Source organism: Streptomyces bikiniensis (assembly GCF_000716625.1).
Taxonomy (GTDB): Bacteria; Actinomycetota; Actinomycetes; order Streptomycetales; family Streptomycetaceae; genus Streptomyces; species Streptomyces bikiniensis.
Map to the genome: position 1 here is coordinate 32,785 of NZ_JNXJ01000012.1, position 22,557 is coordinate 55,341.

General features: G+C 76.6%; 2 protein-coding genes. Both read right to left on the bottom strand.

Annotation, left to right across the window (positions count from 1 at the left end; all coding sequences use genetic code 11):
- Nucleotides 1-44: 44 nt before the first annotated feature.
- Entirely contained in the window at nt 45-7,646 is a 7,602-nt protein-coding gene (locus tag OO47_RS11605; RefSeq protein WP_030207727.1) for a non-ribosomal peptide synthetase, read from the bottom strand.
- Entirely contained in the window at nt 7,643-22,228 is a 14,586-nt protein-coding gene (locus OO47_RS11610) for a non-ribosomal peptide synthetase (RefSeq protein WP_030207729.1), read from the bottom strand. The genes OO47_RS11605 and OO47_RS11610 overlap by 4 nt, the downstream gene beginning before the upstream one ends.
- Between the last annotated feature and the right edge of the window lie 329 nt (nt 22,229-22,557).

The window sequence follows — 22,557 nt, forward strand, 5'->3', positions numbered from 1 at the left end:
CCGCCGGGCGGAGGGGGCGTGCGTCCGCCCCCTCCGCCCGGCCGTCACTCCGCGTCCGGGGCCGGCAGGAAGCCCGTCCCCCGGAAGTAGGCCAGGTAGCGCACGAGGACCTCCTCCGTGAGGGCCGGCGGCCGTACGCCGAGCCGTGCCGCCGCCTCGGCCGTGCGGCGGGAGTCGAAGCGGCGCCCGTCGACGGCCTCCCCGGTGTTCCCGGCGCTCCCCGCGTTTCCGCCCTCGCCGAGGAACAGCTGGGCGGCGTTGTCGGGGCGGGCCGCGACGAGTGCCCGCCACTCCTCTGCGGGCACTTCGCGCAGTTCGTAGCCGAGCTTCCCGGCGACGGCGAAGACCCGGTCCAGGCCGGGCGCGTCCGGATGGGTGTACTGGAAGGTGTCCGTGCCGCCGGGCGCGGCCGTGGCGAGCGCCACCACCGCCGCGCTGACGTAGTCCACGGGCACCCAGCCCGTCGACCCGTGCGGCAGGTCGGGGACCGCCTTCGCCTGGAGGCAGCCCTTGATGAGCTGCCACAGCAGGTCGCGGTCCTGGCAGGCGCCGGTGGCGGTGTCGCCGCTGATGCGGCCGGGCCGGTGGACGGTGACCGGGAGGCCGCGCTCGCGCGCCAGGCCGATCAGTCCCTCCGCGACCCATTTGCTCCGCGCGTAGCCGTCGGGCAGGGCGTCGGCCGGGCCGGTCGGCGTCGTCTCCGTGACCGTCACGGGGCGGGCCGACGGGGCGTGGACGCTCGTCGTGGACACGTGGTGCATGCCGGGCGAGTCGGAGTCGGCGAGCATCCGCAGCAGTTCCTCGGTCCCGGCGACGTTCGCGGCGCGCAGGTCGCCGTAGCCGGCCGCGAAGTTGACCCGGGCGCCGTTGTGCAGCACGGGGCCGAGTCGGCGGACGAGGGCGGCGCGGACCTCCGGGGTGAGGCCGAGGCGCGGGGCGGCGAGGTCGCCGGGCACGGCGTGGATCAGGTCCGTGTAGCGATCGCGCCACAGGCCGTACCGCCGCAGGTTCTCCCGCAGGCGGTGGGCGCCGTCCTCCTCGTCCCGGGCGCGGACCAGGCAGTCGACCGGTGCGCCGGTCGTCTCGATCAGGTCGCGCAGCAGGAACGCGCCGAGGAAGCCGGAGGCGCCCGTCAGGAAGGGCCTGGGCGAGGGCCGGGAGCGGTGCCGTCGTGCCGGGTCCGCCGGTGCGGGCGTCCGTCCGGCGCCGGTGACGTCGTCGGCGAGACGGACCTCCGCCGTCCAATCCACCGGTCCGGGCCCGTGCGGCGGGGCGGTGCCGTCCTCCGGGTCCGCCAGGAGGCGGGCGACGCCCTCGACCGTCGGGGCGGCGAACAGGGCGCGCAGCGACAGGCGCCGGCCGCACTCCTCCTCGATCCGGCGGGCCAGCGTCACGGCGAGCAGGGAGTGCCCGCCGAGGGCGAAGAAGTCGTCCGTGGCGCCGACCCGGGGCACCCCGAGGGTCCGCGCGAACACCTCGCACAGCGTCCGCTCCCGGTCCGTGCGCGGCTCGCGTCCGCCGGGGCGCGGCTCCTCGGGCGCCGGCAGGGCCTTGCGGTCCGTCTTGCCGTTGGGCGTGAGCGGGAGGGCGTCGAGGCGTACGTGGGCGGAGGGCACCATGTGGTCCGGCAGGACGTCCGCCAGGCGGGCCCGCACCTCCGCCGCGTCGGGCCCGGCCGTCCCCTCGGCGGGCACGGTGTAGGCGACCAGGCGGCGGTCGCCGGGGCGGTCCTCCCGTACGACGGCGCAGGCGGCGGCGACGCCGGGGAGCGCGGTGAGCGCCGCCTCGACCTCGCCGAGCTCGACGCGGAAGCCGCGCAGTTTGACCTGGTCGTCCACGCGGCCGACGTATTCGAGCTGTCCGCGGTGGTTCCACCGGGCCAGGTCGCCGGTGCGGTACATCCGGCCGCCCGCCCGGTCGAACGGGTCGGCGACGAACCGGGCGGCGGTGAGCCCCGGCCGGTCGTGGTACCCGCGGGCCAGGCCGTCGCCGGAGACGTACAACTCCCCCACCACGCCGGGCGGTACGGGGGCGAGGCGGGCGTCGAGGACACGTACCCGGGTGCCGTCGACGGGGGCGCCGATCGGCACCGTGCGGTCCGGGGCGAACGGTCCGTCCGCCTGCTGGAAGCCGCTCATGGTGGCGCAGACGGTGGTCTCCGTGGGGCCGTACGCGTTGACGAGGTGCCGTTCGCGCGCCCAGGTCCGGGCGAGGGCGGGCGGGCAGGCCTCACCGGCGAGGACGATCGTGGTCCCGGCGGGGAGCGAGTCCGGCGGCATCACCGCGAGGGCGGCCGGCGGGAGCGTCAGGTGGGTGATGCCGTGGTCGCGGACGCGGGCGGCGAGGGCCGGTCCGGGCAGCAGGGCGTCGCGCGCGTCGATCTCCAGGCAGGCCCCGGAGAGCAGGGCCATGCACAGCTCCCAGAAGGCGGCGTCGAAGCTCACCGACGCCAGGTGCAGGACCCGGCTGTCCGGGGTGAGCCGCAGCCGTTCCCGCTGGGTCGCGGCCATCGCCCCGATCCCCCGGTGGGTGACGACCACGCCCTTGGGGCGGCCGGTGGAGCCGGAGGTGTAAATGACGTACGCGGGGTGCGCGGGGTGCGGGACGGGCAGGGGGGCGGACGGGTCCGGGGCCGGGTCCGGTCCGTCGTCTCCCGGATGGAGGTGCGGGACCGTCGCGTCCGGGAGGCGCCGGTGCAGTCCGGGGGTGGTGAGCAGCAGGCGGGGGGCCGCGTCGTCCAGCATGTGCGCGAGGCGGGCGGCCGGGTAGCCGGTGTCGAGGGGCAGATAGGCCGCGCCGGCCTTGAGCACGCCGAGCAGGGCGACCACCAGTCCGGCGTCGCGGGGCAGTGCCACGGCGACCCGGTCCTCCGGGCGGATGCCCCGTGCGACGAGCCGCCGGGCGAGGGCGTCGGCGCGCGCGTCGAGTTCGCGGTACGTCAGGGTGGTGTGCGCGTCGCGGACGGCCGGGGCGTCCGGGGTCCGCCGTACCCACCGGTCGAGGAGTGCGGGGAAGGTCTCCTGCGGGAGGTCCCGGTGCGGGCCGGTCCCCCACCGGACGAGGCGGGCGTGTTCGGCGTCGCCGAGGACGTCGTAGGCGTGCAGGGGCAGGCCGGGGTCCTCGGTGACGGCGTCGAGCAGGCGGACGAGCCGGTCGGCGAGGCCGCGCACCGTGTCCGCGTCGAAGAGTTCGGTGGCGTAGTCGACGGAGGCCCGCAGACCGCCGGGGGCGCCCCAGCCACCGGGGGCGTCCTCGCCACCGGACGCGCCCTCGCCACCGGGTGTCTCCACGAAGGTGAACGACAGGTCGAACTTGCTGGCGCCGAGGTCGACCGGCACGCCGTGGACGGTGAGGCCGGGGAGGTCGACGGGGGCGGCGGTCGCATGGTTCTGGAGCACCAGCATCGTCTGGAACAGCGGGTGGTGGGCTGCGCGTGCCGGGTTGAGGAGTTCCACGAGCCGTTCGAAGGGGACGTCCTGGTGGGCGTGGGCGGACAGGTCGAACTCCTTGACGCGGTCGAGGAGTTCGCGGAAGGTCGGATCGCCGCTCAGGTCGGTGCGCAGCACGAGCGTGTTCACGAAGAAGCCGACGAGGTCGGCGGTGGCCTCGTCGGTGCGCCCGGCGACGGCGGTGCCCAGGGGGACGTCCTCGCCGGCGCCGTGCCGGGAGAGCAGGAGCGCCAGGGCCGCCCGGAGCACCATGAAGACGCTGCACCCGTTCGCGCGGGCGAGCGCGGCGATCCGCCGGGCCGTGGCGTCGTCGACGGTGAAGTGGTGGGTGGCGCCCCGGTGCCGGGGGGCGGGGGGACGGGGGCGGTCCCGGGGCAGTTCGACGCATTCGGGCAGGCCGGCCAGGGCGTCCCGCCAGAAGGCGAGCTGGCGCGAGAGCGGGCTGTCGGGGTCTTCCTCGTCGCCGAGGAGGTCCCGCTGCCACAGCGTGTAGTCGGCGTAGTCGACGGGCGGCGGGGACCACTGCGGGGCCGTTCCGCCGAGGCGGGCGCGGTAGGCGGTGCCGAGGTCGCGGAGGAGGGGGGCCAGGGACGAGCCGTCGGCGGCGATGTGGTGGATCACGAGGACGAGGACGTGGGAGTCGTCCGCGAGCCGCAACAGGGTCGCCCGCAGCGGGAGTTCGCGTTCGACGTCGATCGGTTCGGCCACGGCGGCGGCGATCCGGTCGGCACACTTGTCCTCGTCCACGGGGTCGAGGAGGAGCACCGGCCGGGCGTCCTCGGGCGGAAGGACGTGCTGCACCGGGTCCCCTTCCCGCTCGGGGAAGACGGTGCGCAGGGGCGCGTGGCGGGCGACGGTGTCGTGGAGGGCCCGGCGCAGGGCGTCCACGTCGAGCGCGCCCTCCAGGCGCGCCGCGAAGGGGATGTTGTACGTGGCGGAGGGGCCGTCGAGCCGGTGGAGGAACCACAGCCGCCGCTGGGCGTACGACAGGGGGAGCACGTCGGGCCGGCTCCTCGGGACCAGGGGCGGGCGGGCCGGGCGGGCGGCGTCCTCCAGGGCGGCGGCGAGCGAGGCGACGGTGGGGTGCTCGAAGAGGGTGCGGATCCCGGTCTCGGCGTCGAGCGCCGTGCGGATGCGGCCCACGAGCAGGGTCGCGAGCAGCGAGTGGCCGCCGAGCGCGAAGAAGTTGTCGTCGGCGGCGACCCCCGGCAGGCCGAGCACGTCGGCGAACAGCCCCGCGAGGATCTCCTCGCGTGCGCCGCGCGGGGCCCGCCCGACCGTGTCCGGCAGGGCGGCGGGCGCCGGCAGGGCGGCCCGGTCGAGCTTGCCGTTGGGCGTCAGCGGCAGCGCGTCCAGGGGCTGCACGGCCGAGGGGACCATGTACGCGGGCAGGCGGCTGCCCACGTGGGCGGTGAGGGCGGCCGGGTCGGGCGTGCGGCCGGGGGCCGGGACGACGTAGGCGGTCAGGGCGCGGTCGCCGGGCAGGTCCTCGCGGACGACGACGCACGCGGCGCGCACGGAGGGGTGGGCGCGCAGGGCGGCCTCGATCTCGGCGGGCTCGATGCGGTGGCCGCGCAGCTTGACCTGCTGGTCGGCGCGGCCCACGTAGAGGACGTCTCCGCCGGGGGTGCGGCGGACGAGGTCCCCGGTGCGGTACATGCGGCCGCCGGCCGGGTCCGAGGGGTCGGCGACGAACCGGGTGGCCGTCGCCCCCGGCTGTCCGAGGTAGCCGCGCGCGACCCCCGGCCCCGCCAGGTACAGCTCGCCCTCGGCGCCGTCCGGCACGGGGCGCAGGGCGGCGTCCAGGACGAGGGCGCGGACCCCGTCGAGGGGCCGTCCGACGGGCGGTGAGCCGTCCGGGTCCGCGTCGGCGGCGACCTGGTGGAGCAGGGCGAAGGTGGTGGTCTCGGTGGGCCCGTAGGCGTTGAGGACGCGGGTGCCGGGGTGGGCGGCGGCGAGCCGCTGGAGCACTCCGGGGGCGGCGGCCTCCCCTCCGGCGGCGGCGAGGCGGAGCAGGCCGAGGGCGCCCGGGTCGGTCTCGGCGAAGACGTTGAACAGGGCGGTGGTGAGGAACGCCGCGGTGACGCCGTCCCGGGCGACGAGCTCCCTGAGCCGTTCGGGCTGGAGCACCCCGTCCGGTGCCACCACGATCCGGCCGCCGCGCAGCAGCGGCACCCAGATCTCGAAGGTGGCGGCGTCGAAGACATAGGCCGAGTGCAGCAGGACCGCGTCGGTCGCGCCGTCGTCCCAGGTCCGCTCGGCGGCGAGGGCGGCGATGTCGGCGTGGGTGACGCCGACGGCCTTGGGCAGGCCGGTGGAGCCGGAGGTGAACATGGTGTACGCGAGCCGGGCGCCCCCGGTGGCGGCGGGCAGCGGGCCGGGGGCGGCGGGCCGGCCGTCCCGGACGCGGCCGGCGGCGTCCACGGTCACGATCCGCGCCCCGGGGCCGAGGGACCGCACCCAGGGATGCGTGCGGTTCTCCTCGTCGACGACCAGGAGGCGCGGAGCGGCGGCCCCGGTCACCCGGGTGAGCCGGTCGTCGGGCCAGCGGGGGTCCAGGGGCACGTAGGAGGCGCCCGCGCGCAGGACTCCGAGCGGGGCGGTGACCTGGGCGGCCGAGCGGCCGACGAGGAGGCCGACGCCCTCCTCGGGGCTCGCGCCGAGGCCGGTCAGGGCCCCGGCCAGGTCGTCGGCGAGGGCGCACAGCTCCCCGTACGTGAGCCGCTCCCCGGTCCCAGTGACCGCGACCGCGTCCGGGTGGGCGGCGGCGTGCCGGGCGACGGCGGCCGGGAGGTCGGTGGTGAGCACCGCGGCGGGGAGGACGGCTCCCTCGCCCTTGGCGAGCAGCGCCTCGCGCTCGCCGTCGAGCAGGACGGACACGGAGTCGGCCGGGCGGTCGAGGCCGTCGGCCAGGGCCGTCAGGAGGACGCGCATCCGGGCGACCGTGCGGGCGGTCTCCTCCCGGTCGAGGGCGGTGGGCCGGAAGCCGAAGGTGATGCGCAGGGCGTCGCCGGGGGCGACGGTGAGGGTGAGGGGGTAGTGGGCGGCGTCCGTGCCCTCGAACCCGGTGACGGCCAGGCCGGGCAGGCCCTGCCGGGCCGTGCGCAGGGTCTCCTCGTCCAGCGGGTAGTTCTCGAAGACGGCCAGGGTGTCGAAGAGCGTGTCGAGGCCCGTCGTCCCGCGTATCTCGGTCAGGCCCACGTGCTGGCTGCCGAGGAGGCGGCCCTGCTCGTCCTGGAGGCGGGCGAGGAGTCCGGCGAGGGTCTCGCCGGGGCGGAGGGTCAGGCGCACCGGCACGGTGTTGATGAAGAGGCCGACCATCGACTCGACGCCGGGCAGCTCCGGCGGGCGGCCGGAGACGGTCGTGCCGAACAGGACGTCCCGGCGGCCGGTGAGCCGGGCGAGCAGCAGGCCCCAGGCGCCCTGGACGAGGGTGTTGAGGGTGAGCCGGTGGGCGCGGGCGGTCTCCCGCAGCCGCTCGCTGGTCGCCGCGTCGAGTTCGAGGACCAGGGTCTCGGGCAGTTCGCCCGCGCGGGCCGCCTCCGTCGCGCCGCGCCCGGCGAGCAGCGTCGGTGCCTCGACGCCCGCCAGGGCGGTGCGCCAGGCGTCGAGGGCGGTGGACTCGTCCTGCCCGGCCAGCCAGGCGAGGTAGGTGCGGTACGGGGTGACGCGCGGCAGGGTGGCGTCGTCGCCCCGGTGGGCGTACAGCTCGAACAGCTCGCGCACGAGGACCGGCGTCGACCAGCCGTCGAACAGGATGTGGTGGCTCGTCATCACCAGGCGGTGGCGGTCGGGTCCGGTGCGCAGCAGGGAGAACCGCATCAGCGGCGGGGTGGCGAGGTCGAAGCGCCGGGTGCGGTCGGCAGCGAGGAAGGCGCGGACCCGCTCCTCGACCGTCCGCCCGTCGTCCGGCGCCGTGAGGTCGTGGTGGGCGAGCGGCACCGGCACCTCGGCGGCCACGGCCTGCACCGGTTCGTCCAGGTCCTCGTGGAGGAAGCCCACGCGCAGGTTGGCGTGCCGGCGCAGCAGCGTGCCGACGGCGGCGTGCAGCGCGGCCGTGTCGACGGTGCCTTCGAGGGTGAAGACGAACTGCGCGGTGTAGACGTCGACGGCGTCGGAGTCGTACAGCGCGTGGAAGAGCATGCCCGCCTGCAACGGCGTCAGCGGCAGGACGTCTTCGAGCTGGAACCCGGTCACTTGCGGCCACCCCACTTGTTCTTCAGTCGGTCGAGCTGGTTCTGGTCGAGGGAGACCAGGGGAAGGTCGGACGGCGTCCAGCCGCCCGCGTCGGGCCGTTCGGCGTGTTCGGCGATCGCGTTCAGGGCCCGGTCGAAGGCGTCGGCGAGGGCCGTCACGTCCTCCTCGGCGAGCAGGTCGGCGGGCCAGGTCCAGCGCGTCACGAGGCGGGGCCCGCCGGGCCGGTCCTCGGTGTGGGCGTTGACGTCCAGGACGTGGTGGACGGGCATGTCCCGGTCCTGGGCGGCCGGGCCGCCGCCGTCGAGCACGACCTGCCAGTCGGCGTCCCCGTCGCCCGCCGGGTCCCCGGCCGCGTACCGGCCGAGGTAGTTGAAGCCGATCTGGGGTTCGGCCGCGCCTTCGCGGCGGGCCCGCGCGCCGGGGTCGAGGCGGTACAGCACGCCGTGGCCGATGCCGTGGTCCGGCACGGCCCGCAGCTGCTCCTTGACGCGTTTGACGGCCCGGTCCACGAGGTCGGCGCCGAGGCGGGCGGGGTCGCGCGGGTCGAGGGGGCCGGGGTCGAGCAGGACCGGGTGGAGGCTGGTGAACCAGCCGACCGTACGGGACAGGTCGAGATGGCCGGCGATCTGCTCGCGGCCGTGGCTCTCCAGGCCGATCAGCACGCCGGTGCCCTCCGGGCGCGGTGTGCCGGTCCGGTCGGCGCGGTGCGCCCGCCAGGAGCGGACGGCGAGGGCGAGGGCCGTGAGCAGGACGTCGTCCACGCCGGCGTGGAAGGCGGCGGGGGCGGTGGTGAGCAGGGCCCGGGTGCGGGCGGTCGCCGGGTGGGTGGTCAGGGTCCGGGTCCGGCCCGCCGTGTCCCGCGCGGGGTCGAGGGGCCGGTCGGCCAGCGGCGGGTCGGACGCCCGCGCCACCGTCTCCCACAGCGGGATTTCGGACGCCCGGGCGCCTTCCCGGGCCTGGGCGGCGAGGAGCCGCGCCCAGGAGCGGTAGGAGGTGGTGACGGGGGGCAGGGCGGGGGCGGTCGCCCCGGCAGTCGCCCCGGCGGTCGCCCCGGTGGGGGCCTCCGGTTCGGGGGCGGTTGTCCCGGCGGGGGCTCCCGGCACGGTGCCGGTGGACGTGCTCGCCGGATCGGTGGCGGCGGCGGACACGGCGCGCCAGGCCGTCGCCAGGTCCTCGACCAGGATCCGCCAGGACACCGCGTCGACCGCCAGGTGGTGCACGACGAGCAGGAGCCGTCCGCGGGCCCCCGGCCCGGCGTCGCACCACACCGCCCGGAACACCTCGCCGTGCGCGGGCCGCAGCCGTTCCCTGGCCCGCTCGCCCGCTTCGGCGAGGGCGGCGCGGACCCCGTCCGCGTCCCGCCCGGCGACGTCGATCCGGGTGAGGCGGGGGCGGACGGGCACGGTCCCCCGGGGCAGGGTCTCCAGGGCCGGTTCGCCCCCGGCGGTGCGGGTGACCCGTACCCGCAGCATGTCGTGGTGGTCGACGAGGAGTTGGAGCGCGGCGGCGAGGCGCTCCTCGTCGGCGTCCGCGGGGGTCCGCAGGACGGCGGACTGGTTGTAGCCGTCCGTGGGTCCCGGCCGGTCCAGGAACCAGGCCGCGATGGGGGTGAGGGGCATGGTGCCGACGCCGTCGTCGGCCGGGGCCGGGGTGCGTCCGTCGAGTTCCTCGGCGGCCGCCGCGATCGCCTCGGGCGTGCGGTGCAGGAAGACGTCCCGGGGGGTGATGCCGAGCCGGTTCTCGCGGGCCCGGCCGACCAGCTGGATGGAGAGGATGCTGTCGCCGCCGAGCGCGAAGAAGTCGTCGTCGGTGCGGACCCCGGGCACGCGCAGCACCGCGGCGAACACCTCGCACAGGACCCGCTCCCGCTCGGTGCGCGGCTTCCCGCCGTCCCTCCGCCCGGCCTCCGGGGCGGGGCGGGCGGGGGCCGGGAGCGCGCGCCGGTCCGTCTTGCCGTTGGGCAGCAGCGGCAGCGCGTCCAGGGGGACGAAGTCGGCGGGGACCATGTACGGCGGGAGGGAGGCGGCCAGCCGTTCCCGCAGCGTACGGGGATCGGGGACGCCGGGTCCCCCGGGTTCGGGGACGGTGTAGGCGGCGAGGCGCTGCTCGCCCGGCCGGTCCTCGCGGACGAGCACGCAGGCGGTGCCGACGCCGGGGAGCGCGGTGAGGGCGGCCTCGATCTCGCCGGGTTCGATGCGCAGGCCGTGCAGTTTGACCTGGTCGTCGGCGCGGGACACATAGGCGAGGAGACCGTCCGCGGTGCGGCGGACGAGGTCGCCCGTGCGGTACATGCGCGTCCCCGGGGGCCCGAACGGGTCGGCGACGAACCGTTCGGCGGTCAGGCCGGGGCGGCCGAGGTAGCCGCGCGCCAGGCCCTCGCCGGCGAGGTACAGCTCACCCACGACGCCCGGCGGGACCGGGGCGAGGGCGTCGTCGAGGACGTACGCGCGGGTGTTGTCGACCGGTCGGCCGAGGGGCACGGTGGCCGTGGCCCGGGCGCCGGACGCGGTGGCGTCCGCGGGCCGGTGGCGGTGGGCGGTGGCGTCGATGGTCGCCTCGGTCGGCCCGTACAGGTTGTGCACCTCGGCGCCCCAGACCCGCCCGGCGCGTTCGGCCAGGGACGCGGTCAGGGGTTCGCCGCCGCACAGGACGGCCCGCAGGGAGGCCGGGGGTCGCTCGTGCTCGGTCTCGCCGAGGACGAGGGAGAGGAGCGAGGGCACGAACTGGGCCACCGTCACCCCTTCTCCGCGCATCCGGGCGAGGAGGCCGGCCGGGTCGTGGTTGAGGGACGGCGGCACCGGGCAGGTGGCGCCGCCGTGCAGGAGCGGCAGCCAGGTCTCCCACACCGAGGCGTCGAAGCTCGGCGAGGTGCGGGCGAGGACGCGGTCGGCGTCGGTGAGGGACAGGTGGCCGGCCATCCACGCCATGTGGTTGGTGAGCGCGGCGTGGGTGACGACGACGCCCTTGGGGCGGCCGGTCGATCCGGAGGTGTGGATGACGTAGGCGGCGTCCCGCGGGTCCGGTGCGGCGGCCGGGGAGGACGCGGATACGGATGCGGGCTCCGCCGCCTCGGGCCCGTCGACCGCGAGGACCGGCACCGGCAGGTCCGGCAGCGTCCGCAGGGTCGCCGCGGTGGTCACGAGGAGGACGGGCCGGGCGTCCTCGATCACGAAGCCGAGCCGGGCGGCGGGGTACTCCGGGTCGACCGGCAGCCACGCGGCCCCGGCCTTGGCGACCGCGAGCATCGCCACCACCTGGTGGGTGGTGCCGGGCAGCGCGAGCGCCACCACGTCCCCGCGGCCGACCCCGCGCCCGCGCAGCAGGTGCGCCATCGCGTCGGAGAGCGCGTCGAGTTCGGCGAAGGTGGTGTTCCGTCCACCGTCCCGTACGGCGAACGCCCCCGGGGTGCGGTCGCGCTGGGCGCGGAACGCCTCGGGCACGGTCCGCGCCCGCACCGTCCGGGCGAGGCCGTGGCCGCTCCGTACGAGCGCGGTCCGCTCGTCCGCCGTCAGGACGTCCGCCGTGCGGACGGGCCGGTCGGGGGCGGCGGCGAGCGCGCCGAGGAGCCTGGTCAGGCGGGCGGCGAGGGCGTGCGCGGTGGCGTGTTCGAAGAGGTCGGTGGCGAACTCCAGGTTGCCGTCGAGGCCGGCGGGGCGGCCCTCCTCGTCACGGCGCTCGGTGAAGGTGAACGTGAGGTCGAACTTGCTGATGCCGGTGTGGACCGGCTGCTCCGTCACCGTGAGGCCCGGCAGGTCCACGCTCGCTCCGGCGTGGTTCTGCAGCACGAGCATGGTCTGGAACAGCGGGTGGCGGTTCTGGGCCCGCTCGGGGTCGAGGGCGTCCACCAGGCGTTCGAAGGGCACGTCCTGGTGGGCGTAGGCCGCGAGGTCGAACTCCCGTACACGGTCCAGGACTTCGGTGAAGGTGGGGTCGCCGCTCAGGTCGGTGCGCAGGACCAGGGTGTTGACGAAGAAGCCGACCAGGTCGTCGAGCGCCTCGTCGGTGCGGCCCGCGACGGGCGTGCCCAGCGGGACGTCCTCGCCGGCGCCGTGCGCGCGCAGCAGTACCGCGAGCGCGGCCTGGAGGACCATGAAGAGGCTGCATCCCCGGGACCGGGCGAGGTCGGCGAGGGCGCGGTGCGTGGCGGCGTCGACCGGGAAGGGGAACGCGTCGCCCCGGTGGGTGGCGACGGCCGGGCGCGGCCGGTCGAGCGGCAGGTCGAGGAGGTCGGGCAGTCCGGCGAGCGCGGTCCGCCAGAACTCCAGCTGCCGGGCGGCCGTGCCGGACGGGTCCTCCTCGTCGCCGAGGAGTTCCCGCTGCCACAGGGTGTAGTCCGCGTACTGGACGGGGAGTTCGGCCCAGGCCGGCTCCTGCCCCGCGACGCGGGCGCGGTAGGCCGTGCCGAGGTCGCGGGCGAGCGGGGCGAGGGACCAGCCGTCGCCCGCGATGTGGTGGACGAGGAGCACCAGGACGTGGGAGTCGTCCCCGAGGCGGAGCATCCGGGCCCGCACCGGCCGTTCGGAGCCGACGTCGAAGGCGTACGCGGTCTCGGCGGCGAGGACCGCGTCGAGCAGGTCCGGTGCGACGTCGCGGGGCGTCAGGTCGAGGTCGGCGCCGGCGGCGTCGAGGACCCGCTGGCCCGGCACGCCCGCGGTGTCGGGGAAGACGGTGCGCAGGCTCTCGTGCCGTTCGACCACGTCCGTGAGGGCGCGGGTCAGGGCGTCCGTGTCCAGCGGGCCGTCCAGGCGCAGGACGAGCGGCACGTTGTACGTGGGGCTCGGGCCCTCGAAGCGGTGGAGGAACCACAGGCGCTGCTGGGCGTAGGACAGCGGCATCGGGTCGGGGCGGCGGGCGACCCGTCCGAGCCGTGCCCTGGCCGTGCCCGCGCCGTCGAGGACGGCGGCGAGCGCGGCGGGCGTCGGGTGCTCGAAGACGGTCCTGACCTCGGTCTCCACGTCGAGCACGGTGCGCAGCCGGGCGGCGAGGCGGGTGGCGAGCAGGGAGTGGCCGCCGAGGGCGAAGAAGTCGTCGTCGGCGCCCACGGTCCGCAGGCCGAGCAGGTCGGCGAAGAGGCCGCAGACGATCTCCTCGCGGGCGGTGCGCGGGGCCCTGCCGCGGGCCGGGGCGTCGTGCTCGGGCGCCGGGAGCGCGGCGCGGTCCACCTTTCCGTTGGGGGTCAGCGGGAACGCGTCCAGCGGGACGATCGCGGCGGGCACCATGAAGGCGGGCAGGGCGCGGCCGACCTCGCGGGCCAGCTCGGCGGGGTCGGGCCGGGCGCCGGCGGCCGGTACGACGTAGGCGACGAGGCGGCGGTCGCCGGGCAGGTCCTCGCGGACCAGGACGAACGCGTCGGCGACCTCGGGGCGGCCCGCGAGGACGTTCTCGATCTCGCCGGGTTCGACGCGGTGGCCGCGCAGCTTGACCTGGCCGTCGGCGCGGGCCACGTACGCGATGTGCCCGTCCGGGGTCCAGCGCACGAGGTCGCCGGTGCGGTACATGCGGCCGCCGTCGGCCGCGAAGGGGTCGGCGACGAACCGGGTGGCGGTCGCGCCGGGGCGTCCGGTGTAGCCGCGCGCCACGCCGCGTCCCGCGAGGTACAGCTCGCCGAGGACGCCCGGCGGGACCGGGCGGAGGGCGTCGTCCAGGACGTACAGGCGCATGCCGTCCAGGGGGCGGCCGATGGGCGGCGGTCCGGCCGGGAGGTCGGCGGCGACGGTGTACCGGGTGGCGAAGGTGGTGGTCTCGGTGGGCCCGTAGACGTGCAGGACGCGGGTGTCGGGGGCGAGCGAGGCGACCCTCTGCATGGCTTCGGGGGAGGCGAGTTCGCCGCCCGCGCACACCGTCCGGAGGCCGGCGAAGGCCCCGGGGTCGGTCTCGGCCATGACGTTGAACAGTGCGGTCGTCAGGAAGACGGCCGTCACCCCGTGTTCGTGGACGGCCGCGTCGAGGGTCCGGGCCTCCAGGAGTCCTTCCGGTGCCACGACGACCCGGCCGCCGTTGAGGAGCGGGGTCCAGATCTCGAAGGTGGAGGCGTCGAAGACGTACGCGGAGTGCATCAGGACCGCGTCGGCGGCGCCGTCCGCCCAGGCCGTGTCGTGCGCGAGGGCGGCGACGTCCGCGTGGGCGACGCCGACGCCCTTGGGCAGGCCGGTGGAGCCGGAGGTGAACATGGTGTAGGCGAGGGCGGTCGGGGCGGGGACGGGCGCCGGGGTGCCGGGCCGGTCCGGCCCGCCGCGCAGCACGCGTCCGAGCCGGTCCACGACGACGACCGGCAGGTCGTCGGCCCGGGCGGTCGCCCAGGGGGTGATGGCGTTCTCCTCGTCGACGACCAGGACGCGGGGCTCCGCCACGGCGGCGACCCGGTCGAGCCGTTCGCCGGGCCAGCGCGCGTCCAGCGGCACGTAGGCGGCGGCCGCGCGGACCGCGCCGAGGGAGACCGCGACCACGGCGGGCGACCGGCCGAGGAGCACGCCGACGGAGTCCTCGGGGCCGACGCCGAGGCCGGCGAGGGCGGCGGCGAGGTCGGCGGAGATCCGGTCGAGTCCGGCGTAGGAGAGGGTGTCGGCGCCGTCGGTGACGGCCGGTGCGTCGGGGGTGCGGCGCGCCCATCGCGCGAAGAGGGCGGGCAGGGTGCCGTTCCCGGCGTCGGCTCCGGTGTCGCTTCCGGTTCCGGTGTCGGCTCCCGCTCCGGTTCCGGCGGGGAGGGCACGGCCGGTGCCCCAGCGGGCGGTGCGGAGGTGCTCGTCCGGGGTGAGCGGGTCGTGTCCGGACAGGCGCCGGTCCGGGTCGGCGACCACCTGTTCGAGCAGCCGGACGAGCCGGGCGGCGAGCGCCTCGACGGTGGCGCGGTCGAAGAGCGCGGTGGCGTACTCGATGCCGCCGGACAGACCGCCGCCGTCCCCGTTCTCGTCCTCCTGCTCGTTCTCCTCGAACGCGAAGGTGAGGTCGAACTTGCTCAGTCCGTTGTGGACGAGGCGGTGCTCGACGGTGAGGCCGGGCAGGTCGGGGCGGACGGGCCGCTGGTTCTGCAGGACCAGCATGGTCTGGAAGAGCGGGTGGTGGTCCCGGGCGCGGACGGGGTTGAGGCTCTCGACGAGCCGCTCGAACGGCACGTCCTGGTGGGCGTGGGCCGTCAGGTCGAACTCCCTGACGCGGTGCAGCAGTTCGCGGAAGGTCGGGTCGCCGGACAGGTCGGTGCGCAGGACGAGCGTGTTGACGAAGAAGCCGACCAGGTCCTCCAGGGCCTCGTCGGTGCGTCCGGCGACCGGCGTTCCGAGGGGGATGTCGTCGCCCGCGCCGTGCTGCCGCAGCAGTGCGGCCACGGCCGCCCGGAGCACCATGAAGAGGGTGCTGCCGGAGGTGCGGGCCAGGTCGAGGAGGCCCCGGTGCAGGGCGGGCGGCACGTCGAGGGCGACCACGGCTCCCCGGGGGTCCGCGACGGCGGGCCGGGGCCGGTCGAGGGGCAGTTCGAGCAGTTCGGGCAGGCCCGCGAGCGCACCGCGCCAGTGGTCGAGCTGCCGCCCGAGGACGTCGCCGTCCTCCTTGAGGAGCTCGTGCTGCCAGAGGGCGTAGTCGGCGTACTGGAGCGGGGTGCCGGTCGCGGGTGCGGGCGCCCGGCCGGCGAGGCGGGCGCGGTAGGCGTCGCCCAGGTCGCGGGTGAGCGGCCCCAGGGACCAGCCGTCGCCCGCGATGTGGTGGAGGACCAGGACCAGGACGTGGTGCTCGGGGGCGGCGCGCAGCAGCCGGGCGCGCAGCGGCGGGTCGGTGAGCACGTCGAACGGTTCGCGGACGGCCGCCAGAACGGTCGCCTCCAGGTCCGCCGGCGCCGTGCTCTCGACGGGCGGCCGGGGCGCGGCGCCGGCGGCGGGCAGCACCACCTGGTGGGGCACCCCGTCCCGTTCGGGGAAGACGGTGCGCAGCGCTTCATGGCGCTCCACGACGTCGCGCAGGGCGGCGCGCAGGGCGTCCGCGTCCAGCGCGCCGCGCAGTTCCAGGACGAGGGGGACGTTGTAGGTGGAGCCGGGCCCCTCCAGGCGGCCGAGGAACCACAGCCTGCTCTGCGCGAAGGAGAGCGGCAGGGGGTCGGGGCGGCGGCGGACGGGCGTCACCGCGGGCCGGGCCGGTGCCGCCGGGTCCAGGACCCGGGCGAGGGCGGCGGGCGTGGGGTGTTCGAAGAGGGTCCGTACCGCGAGGTCGGCGCCGAGCACGGCACGGATCCGGCTGACGACGCGCATCGCGAGGAGGGAGTGTCCGCCGAGGTCGAAGAAACTGTCGTGGGGTCCGACCGAGGGGCGTTCCAGGACGTCGGCGAAGATCCCCGCGACCAGGTCCTCCCGGAGGGTGCGCGGGCCCGGTCCCGTCCGGTCCGGGTCGTCGTCGGCGGGGGCGGGCAGGGCGGCACGGTCCACCTTGCCGTTGGGCAGCAGCGGCAGCGCGTCGAGGACGACGACCGCCTCGGGGACCAGGTGGTGCGGCAGTGTCCCGGCGAGCGCGTCCCGCAGGGCGGTGGCGCCCGGCGCCCGGTCGGCGGTGACGGCGTACGCGACGAGCCGGCGGCGGCCGGGGGCGTCCTCGCGGACCACCGCGCAGGCGGCCGCGACGCCGGGCAGGTCGAGGAGGGCGGCGGCCGCCTCGCCGGGTTCGACGCGGAAGCCGCGGAGCTTGACCTGGTCGTCGGCGCGTCCGACGTGTTCGAGCAGCCCGTCGCGGTTCCACCGGGCCAGGTCGCCGGTCCGGTACATGCGGGCGCCGGGGGCGTCGAACGGGTCGGCCACGAACGCGGCGGCCGTGAGGGCCGGGCGGTCGAGGTAGCCGCGGGCGAGGTGGGGACCGGAGAGGTACAGCTCGCCGGTGACGCCGGGCGGCACGGGGCGCAGCCGCTCGTCGAGGACGTAGGCGCGCGTCCCGTCGACGGGCCGTCCGATGGGGACGGACCCGCCTGACGCCGTGCGGGCGGGCTCCGCCGGGCCCACCCGGTGGGCGGTGGCGTCGATGGTCGCCTCGGTCGGCCCGTACAGGTTGTGCGGTTCGGCGTGCCAGCGGGCGGTGACGGCGGCGGCGAGGGCGCGCGGCAGGGGTTCGCCGCCGCAGAGGACGGCCCGCAGGGCGGGCGGTGGCGTCCCTGCCTCCTCGGCGAGGACGAGTTCGAGGTGGGAGGGCACGAACTGGGCCACGGTGACGTCGAAGCGGCGCATCCAGGAGAGGAGTTCGCGCGGTTCGCGGTTGGCGCCGGAGGGCGCCACGCAGACCTCGGCGCCGTGCGCGAGCGGCAGCCACAGCTCCCAGACGGAGGCGTCGAAGCTGGTGGAGGTGCGGGCGAGGATCCGGTCGTCCGGGGTGAGGTCCAGGTGGCGCGCCATCCAGGCCATGTGGTTGGCGAGGGCCCGGTGGGGGACGACGACGCCCTTGGGGCGGCCGGTCGACCCGGAGGTGTAGATGACGTAGGCGGCGTCGGCCGGGTGGGGCGGGGCCTGGGCGGCGGGTTCGGCGGCCGGATCGGCGTCGCGTACGGCCGGATCGTCCAGGGAGAGCCGGGGTATGCCGCCCGTGGGTATGCCGGCGGGGACGTCCGTGCCGGTGAGGAGCAGGACGGGGCGCGCGTCGTCCAGCATCTGGCGGATGCGGGCGTGGGGGTACTCGGGGTCGACGGGCACGTAGGCGGCTCCGGCCCGCAGGACGGCCAGCATGGCGACCGCGGTGTCCGCCGAGGCCGGGACCGCGAGCGCCACCAGGGTGCCGCGGCGGACGCCGCGCTCGCGCAGCACGCGGGCGAGGGCGTCGGCCCGCGTGTGCAGTGCGGCGTACGTGAGGGTGGTGCGGGGGTCGCGGACGGCGGGTGCGTCCGGGGTGCGGGCGGCCCACTCCCCCACCGCCTCGGGCACGGTGAGGGACGGCAGCGGGTGCCGTTCGCCGCGGCCCCGCTCCAGGAGGTCCGCGCACTCGTCCGGGGCGAGCGGGTCGAAGTCGTCGACGGCGCGGTCGGGTTCGGCCACCGCGAGGGCGAGGACGCGGGCGAACCGGTCGGCGAGCGCGCGGGCGGTGGCGCGGTCGAAGAGCTCCGTGGCGTATTCGAGGTGGCCGCCGAGCCGTACGGTCTCCGGGTTCGCCGGGGACCCCGGAGCCGCCGGGGCCTCCGGGTTCTCCGGAGCCTCCGGACCCTCCCGGACCTCCACGAGCGAGAACGTCAGGTCGAACTTGCTGATGCCGGTGTGCCGGGACCTGTCCCGTACGGTGACGCCGGGCAGGTCGAGGGCGGCGGCCCGCTGGTTCTGGAGCACCAGCATGGTCTGGAAGAGCGGGTGGTGGCCGCCGGAGCGGTCCGGGTTGAGCTCCTCGACCAGCCGCTCGAACGGCAGGTCGGCCCGGTCGAAGGCCGCGAGGTCGAACGCCGCGACGCGGCGCAGCAGTTCGCGGAAGGCCGGGTTCCCGGACAGGTCCGTACGCAGCACGACGGTGTTGACGAAGAAGCCCACCAGCTCGTCCAGGGCCTCGTCGGTCCGGCCCGCCACCGCGGTGCCCAGCGGGATGTCGGTGCCCGCGCCGTGGGCGCGGAGCGTGACCGCGAGCGCGGCGTGGAGGACCATGAAGGGCGTGCAGCCGGTGTCGCGGGCGAGGGCGCGCAGCCGCGCGTACGCGTCGGCGGGCAGGGCGAACGGCACCGCGTCGCCCCGGTGGTCCGGGACCGTGGGGCGGGGCCGGTCCAGGGGCAGTTCGAGGAGGTCGGGGGCGCCGCGCAGGGCGTTGCGCCAGAAGGCGAGCCGGCGGGCCACCGGGCTCTCCGGATCGGTGTCGTCGCCGAGGAGTTCCCGCTGCCAGAGGGTGTAGTCGGCGTACTGGACGCGCAGTTCGGGCCAGTCGGGGGCGGTGCCCGTGGTGCGGGCGCGGTAGGCGGAGCCGAGGTCGCGGCAGAGCGGGGCGAGGGACCAGCCGTCGGCGCCGACGTGGTGGAGCACGAGCACCAGGACGTGCCGGTCGGGGCCGGTCGCGAGGAGCCGGGCGCGTACGGGCAGGTCGGTGGTGAGGTCGAAGGGCTCCGCCGCCAGGCGCCGTGCCGTCCGTTCGGCCCAGTCCTCGGCCGGTTCGCCCGCCGGGGGCGTCTCGACGGCGAGGGGGACGAGGGACGCGGCGGTCCGCGCGTCGGTCACGATCTGGCGGGCGGCGCCGTCGTGTTCGGCGAGCACGGTCCGCAGGCTCTCGTGCCGGGCGACCACGTCGGCGAGGGCGCCGCGCAGCGCCCCGGTGTCGAGGGGGCCTTCGAGGTCGAGGACGAGCGGCACGTTGTAGGTGTCCCCCGTGTCCTCGGCCCGGTTGAGGAACCAGAGCCGCTGCTGGGCGAAGGACGGCGGGAGGGGGTCGGGCCGGTCCTTGGGCACGAGGGCGGGCCGGGTCTCCCCCGCCGTGCCGAGGGTGGTGGCGAGGGAGGCCACCGTGGGGTGTTCGAAGAGGTCGCGCAGTTCGGTGCCGGCGCCCGTGGCGGCCCTCACCCGCGAGACGAGCCGGGTGGCGAGCAGGGAGTGGCCGCCCAGGGAGAAGAAGTTGTCGTCGACGCCCACGGCGGGCACTCCGAGGACGTCGGCGAACAGGCCCGCGAGCACCTCCTCGCGCGGGGTGCGCGGGGCGGACCCCTGGGTGGTGGGGGCCTGGGGTGCGGGGAGGGCCTTCCGGTCGACCTTGCCGTTGGCGTTCAGGGGCAGCGCGTCGAGGAGGACGAACGCGGAGGGCACCGTGTACGCGGGCAGGACGCGGCCGAGGGCGAGGGCGAGTTCCGGGCCGTCCGGCCGCGTGCCGGGGACCGGTACGACGTAGGCGACGAGCCGGCGGTCGCCGGGCGCGTCCTCGCGGACCAGGACGCGGGCGTCGCGGACGTCGGGGCGGGCGAGCAGGGCGTTCTCGACCTCGGCGGGTTCGATCCGGAACCCGCGGAGCTTGATCTGCCCGTCGGTGCGCCCGGCGTACTCGACGTCCCCGTGGGCCGTCCAGCGCGCCAGGTCGCCGGTGCGGTACATCCGGCCCCCGTTCCCGTCGTACGGGTCGGGGACGAACCGGGCGGCCGTGAGGCCGGGCCGGTCCAGGTAGCCGCGGGCGACTCCGGCGCCGCTCACGTACAGCTCGCCCACGGTGCCGGGCGGCACGGGGCGCAGGGAGTCGTCGAGCACGTACAGGCGCGTCCCGTCGAGGGCGCGGCCGACGGGCGGGACGCCGGGGGCGGCGGGCGCGACCCGGTGGCGGGAGGCGAACGTGGTGGTCTCGGTGGGTCCGTACACGTGCAGGACGCGGGTCCCGGGGGCCGCGGCGGCCATCCGCCCCATCAGGTCGGGGGCGGCGGCCTCGCCGCCCGCGGCGACCAGGCGCAGGCCCGCGAAGGCCGTCGGGTCGGTCTCGGCGACGACGTTGCAGAGGGCCGTGGTGAGGAAGGCGGCGGTGACGCCGTGGCGGGCGGTCGCGTCCTTGAGCCCGCGGGCGTCCAGGAGGCCGGCGGGGGCGACGACGACCCGGCCGCCGTTGAGGAGCGGCACCCAGATTTCGAAGGTGGAGGCGTCGAAGACGTACGCGGAGTGCATGAGGACCGCGTCGCAGGTGCCGGTCCAGGCGGAGTCGGCGGCCAGGGCGAGGACGTCGGCGTGGGCGACGCCGACGCCCTTGGGCAGGCCGGTGGAGCCGGAGGTGAACATGACGTACGCGAGCCGGTCGCCGCGGACGGGTCCCGGCGGCGGGCCGGGCCGTTCGGGGCCGCCGCGCAGGACGGTGCCGGTGCGGTCGACCACGAGGACGGGCAGCCGGGTGGCGGCCTCCTTCACCCAGTCGCGTCCGGCGGCGTCCTCGTCGACGACCAGGGCGCGGACGCGGGCGGTCCCGGCGACGCGGTCGAGGCGTTCGGCCGGCCAGTCGGCGTCCATCGGCACGTACGCGGTTCCCGCCTCCACCGTGCCGAGCGAGGCGGTCACGACGGCGGCCGAGCGGCCCGCGAGGACGCCGACGCCGTCCTCGGGGCGGAGGTTCCAGCCGGTGAGGGCGCGGGCCAGGCCGGTGGCCCGCGCCGCCAGTTCCGCGTACGAGAGGACGGTGGCGCCGTCCACGACGGCGGGGGCGCCGGGGGTGGCGCGGACGCGCGCGGCGAACGCCTCCGGGAGGCTCGTGTCCGTGGTCCCGGGGGGCAGTGCGGCGCCGCGTCCGTGGTCGAGGAGCGTCCGGGCGGCCTCCTCGCCGAGCAGCGGGAGGTCGCGCACGGGCGTGTCTGAGTCCGCGCCGGCGAACGCGGTCAGGAAGCCGATCACGGCCTGCTGGTGGAGGTGGACGTCGTCGGGGTGGTGGAGCGCCGGGTCGGTGTCGAAGCCGATCTGCGGTCCGGTCCCCTCGGGACGTTCGGAGACGAACAGGGAGACGTCGTCGACGGGGCCGAGGGACAGCAGGCGGGAGGCGGCGGGGCTGCCGGCGAAGTCGAGGTCGTAGCCGTACCCCATGATGTTCACGACGAGGTCCGTGAGGCGGGCCGCTCCTTCGGCGAGGTTCAGCTCGCGGGCGAGTTGTTCGCGCGAGAAGCGGCGGTGGCGCAGTGCGCCGCGCATCTCGGCGGCGACGCTCCGGACGAGTTCCCCGACCGTCGTGCCGGGATCGACGGCCAGCCTGAGGGGCAGGATGGTGGAGGTCATCCCGACCACGTGCCGGAGGGCGCCGTGGCGGCCGTGGGAGGCGAGGCCCACGCAGACCTCCCGGCGTCCGGTGATCCGTCCCGTGCAGGCGGCGACCGCCGCGACGAGGGCCGCGCTCCAGGTGGTGCGGTGGCCGGCCGCGAGCCGTCGCAGGCCGTCGAACACGGGCAGGGGGAGGGTCTCGCCGGTGTGCAGGGCGCCGGGGCCGGGGTGTTCGTCGTCGCCCGCCCTGTCCGTGCGTCTTCTGAGGAGGGGGGCGCCGTCCGTGCCGCCGCCCGCGGCGCGGTCGGAGAACCTGCCGGTCCAGTAGGCGCGGTCCGCCTCCAGTCCGCCGGAGGCCCGGTGGGCGGCCTCGTCGGCCACCAGGGCGTGCAGGGGGCCGAAGGGCGGCTCCAGCGCCGTGAGGTCCTCGCCGCGCACGGCACGCGTGTAGAAGTCGGCCACGGCGCGGGTGAGGAGCGCGGCGCCGAGGCCGTCCACGGCGATGTGGTGGAAGCGGACGTACCAGTAGTGGAGCCGTGGGCCGAGCCGCAGCAGCGCGAAGTGGTGGGACGGTGCTTCGAGGCGGTCGACGGCGGCCATGTCGTCGGCCATGTACCGCTCCGCCGCCGCGACGGGGTCGTCGGCTCCGGTGAGGTCCACCCGGTGCAGCCGGTCGGTTTCGGCCGCCGGGCGGACCACCCGCTGGCGGACGGTCCCGTCCTCGGCGACGAACGTGGTGTTCAGGCTGTCGCAGAGGTGGGCCACCCGGTTGAACGCGGCGGAAAATAACCTCTCGTCAACCTCTCCGCGAATCTCCAGGCATTCCCCGATGTTGTATTTGGGGCTGCCCGGGTCGACCAGTTGGCCGTACCACACACCCTGCTGGGCCGTAGTCAGTTCGAGGAATTCGGGGGCGGACTCGTCCGACGGAAAGGAGTGGTCTTCAGGCATGCCGACGACACCTTCGGTGAGGTTTTCAGGGGACGGTTGAGCGGGGTTCGGGCATTGCGGCACGACGAGGTCGCGGCGGCTTTCCTCCGCGCGGCGGCACACGCGGGAAGACGCCGTCCGGTCTGCACCGCCGGCGCCGCGGAGATCTCGTACGGGGATGTGCCCGCCCCGTGCGGAGCCGCGCGGTCCGTACGGGGCGCGTGGTCCGTGCGGTTCCGCACGAGGGAAAGAGGGAGGCCGCAGGACACCCCCGTCGATGTCTTTCGCCGGGGGATCCAGGGCGTCATGAACGACCGGCCGCCACAGATGACCGACCGGGAATCACTCTT

Bases quoted from the DNA above. Each gene is read 5' to 3' on its own strand.
- OO47_RS11610 (WP_030207729.1), bottom strand. From the start codon at position 22,228: ATGCCTGAAGACCACTCCTTTCCGTCGGACGAGTCCGCCCCCGAATTC.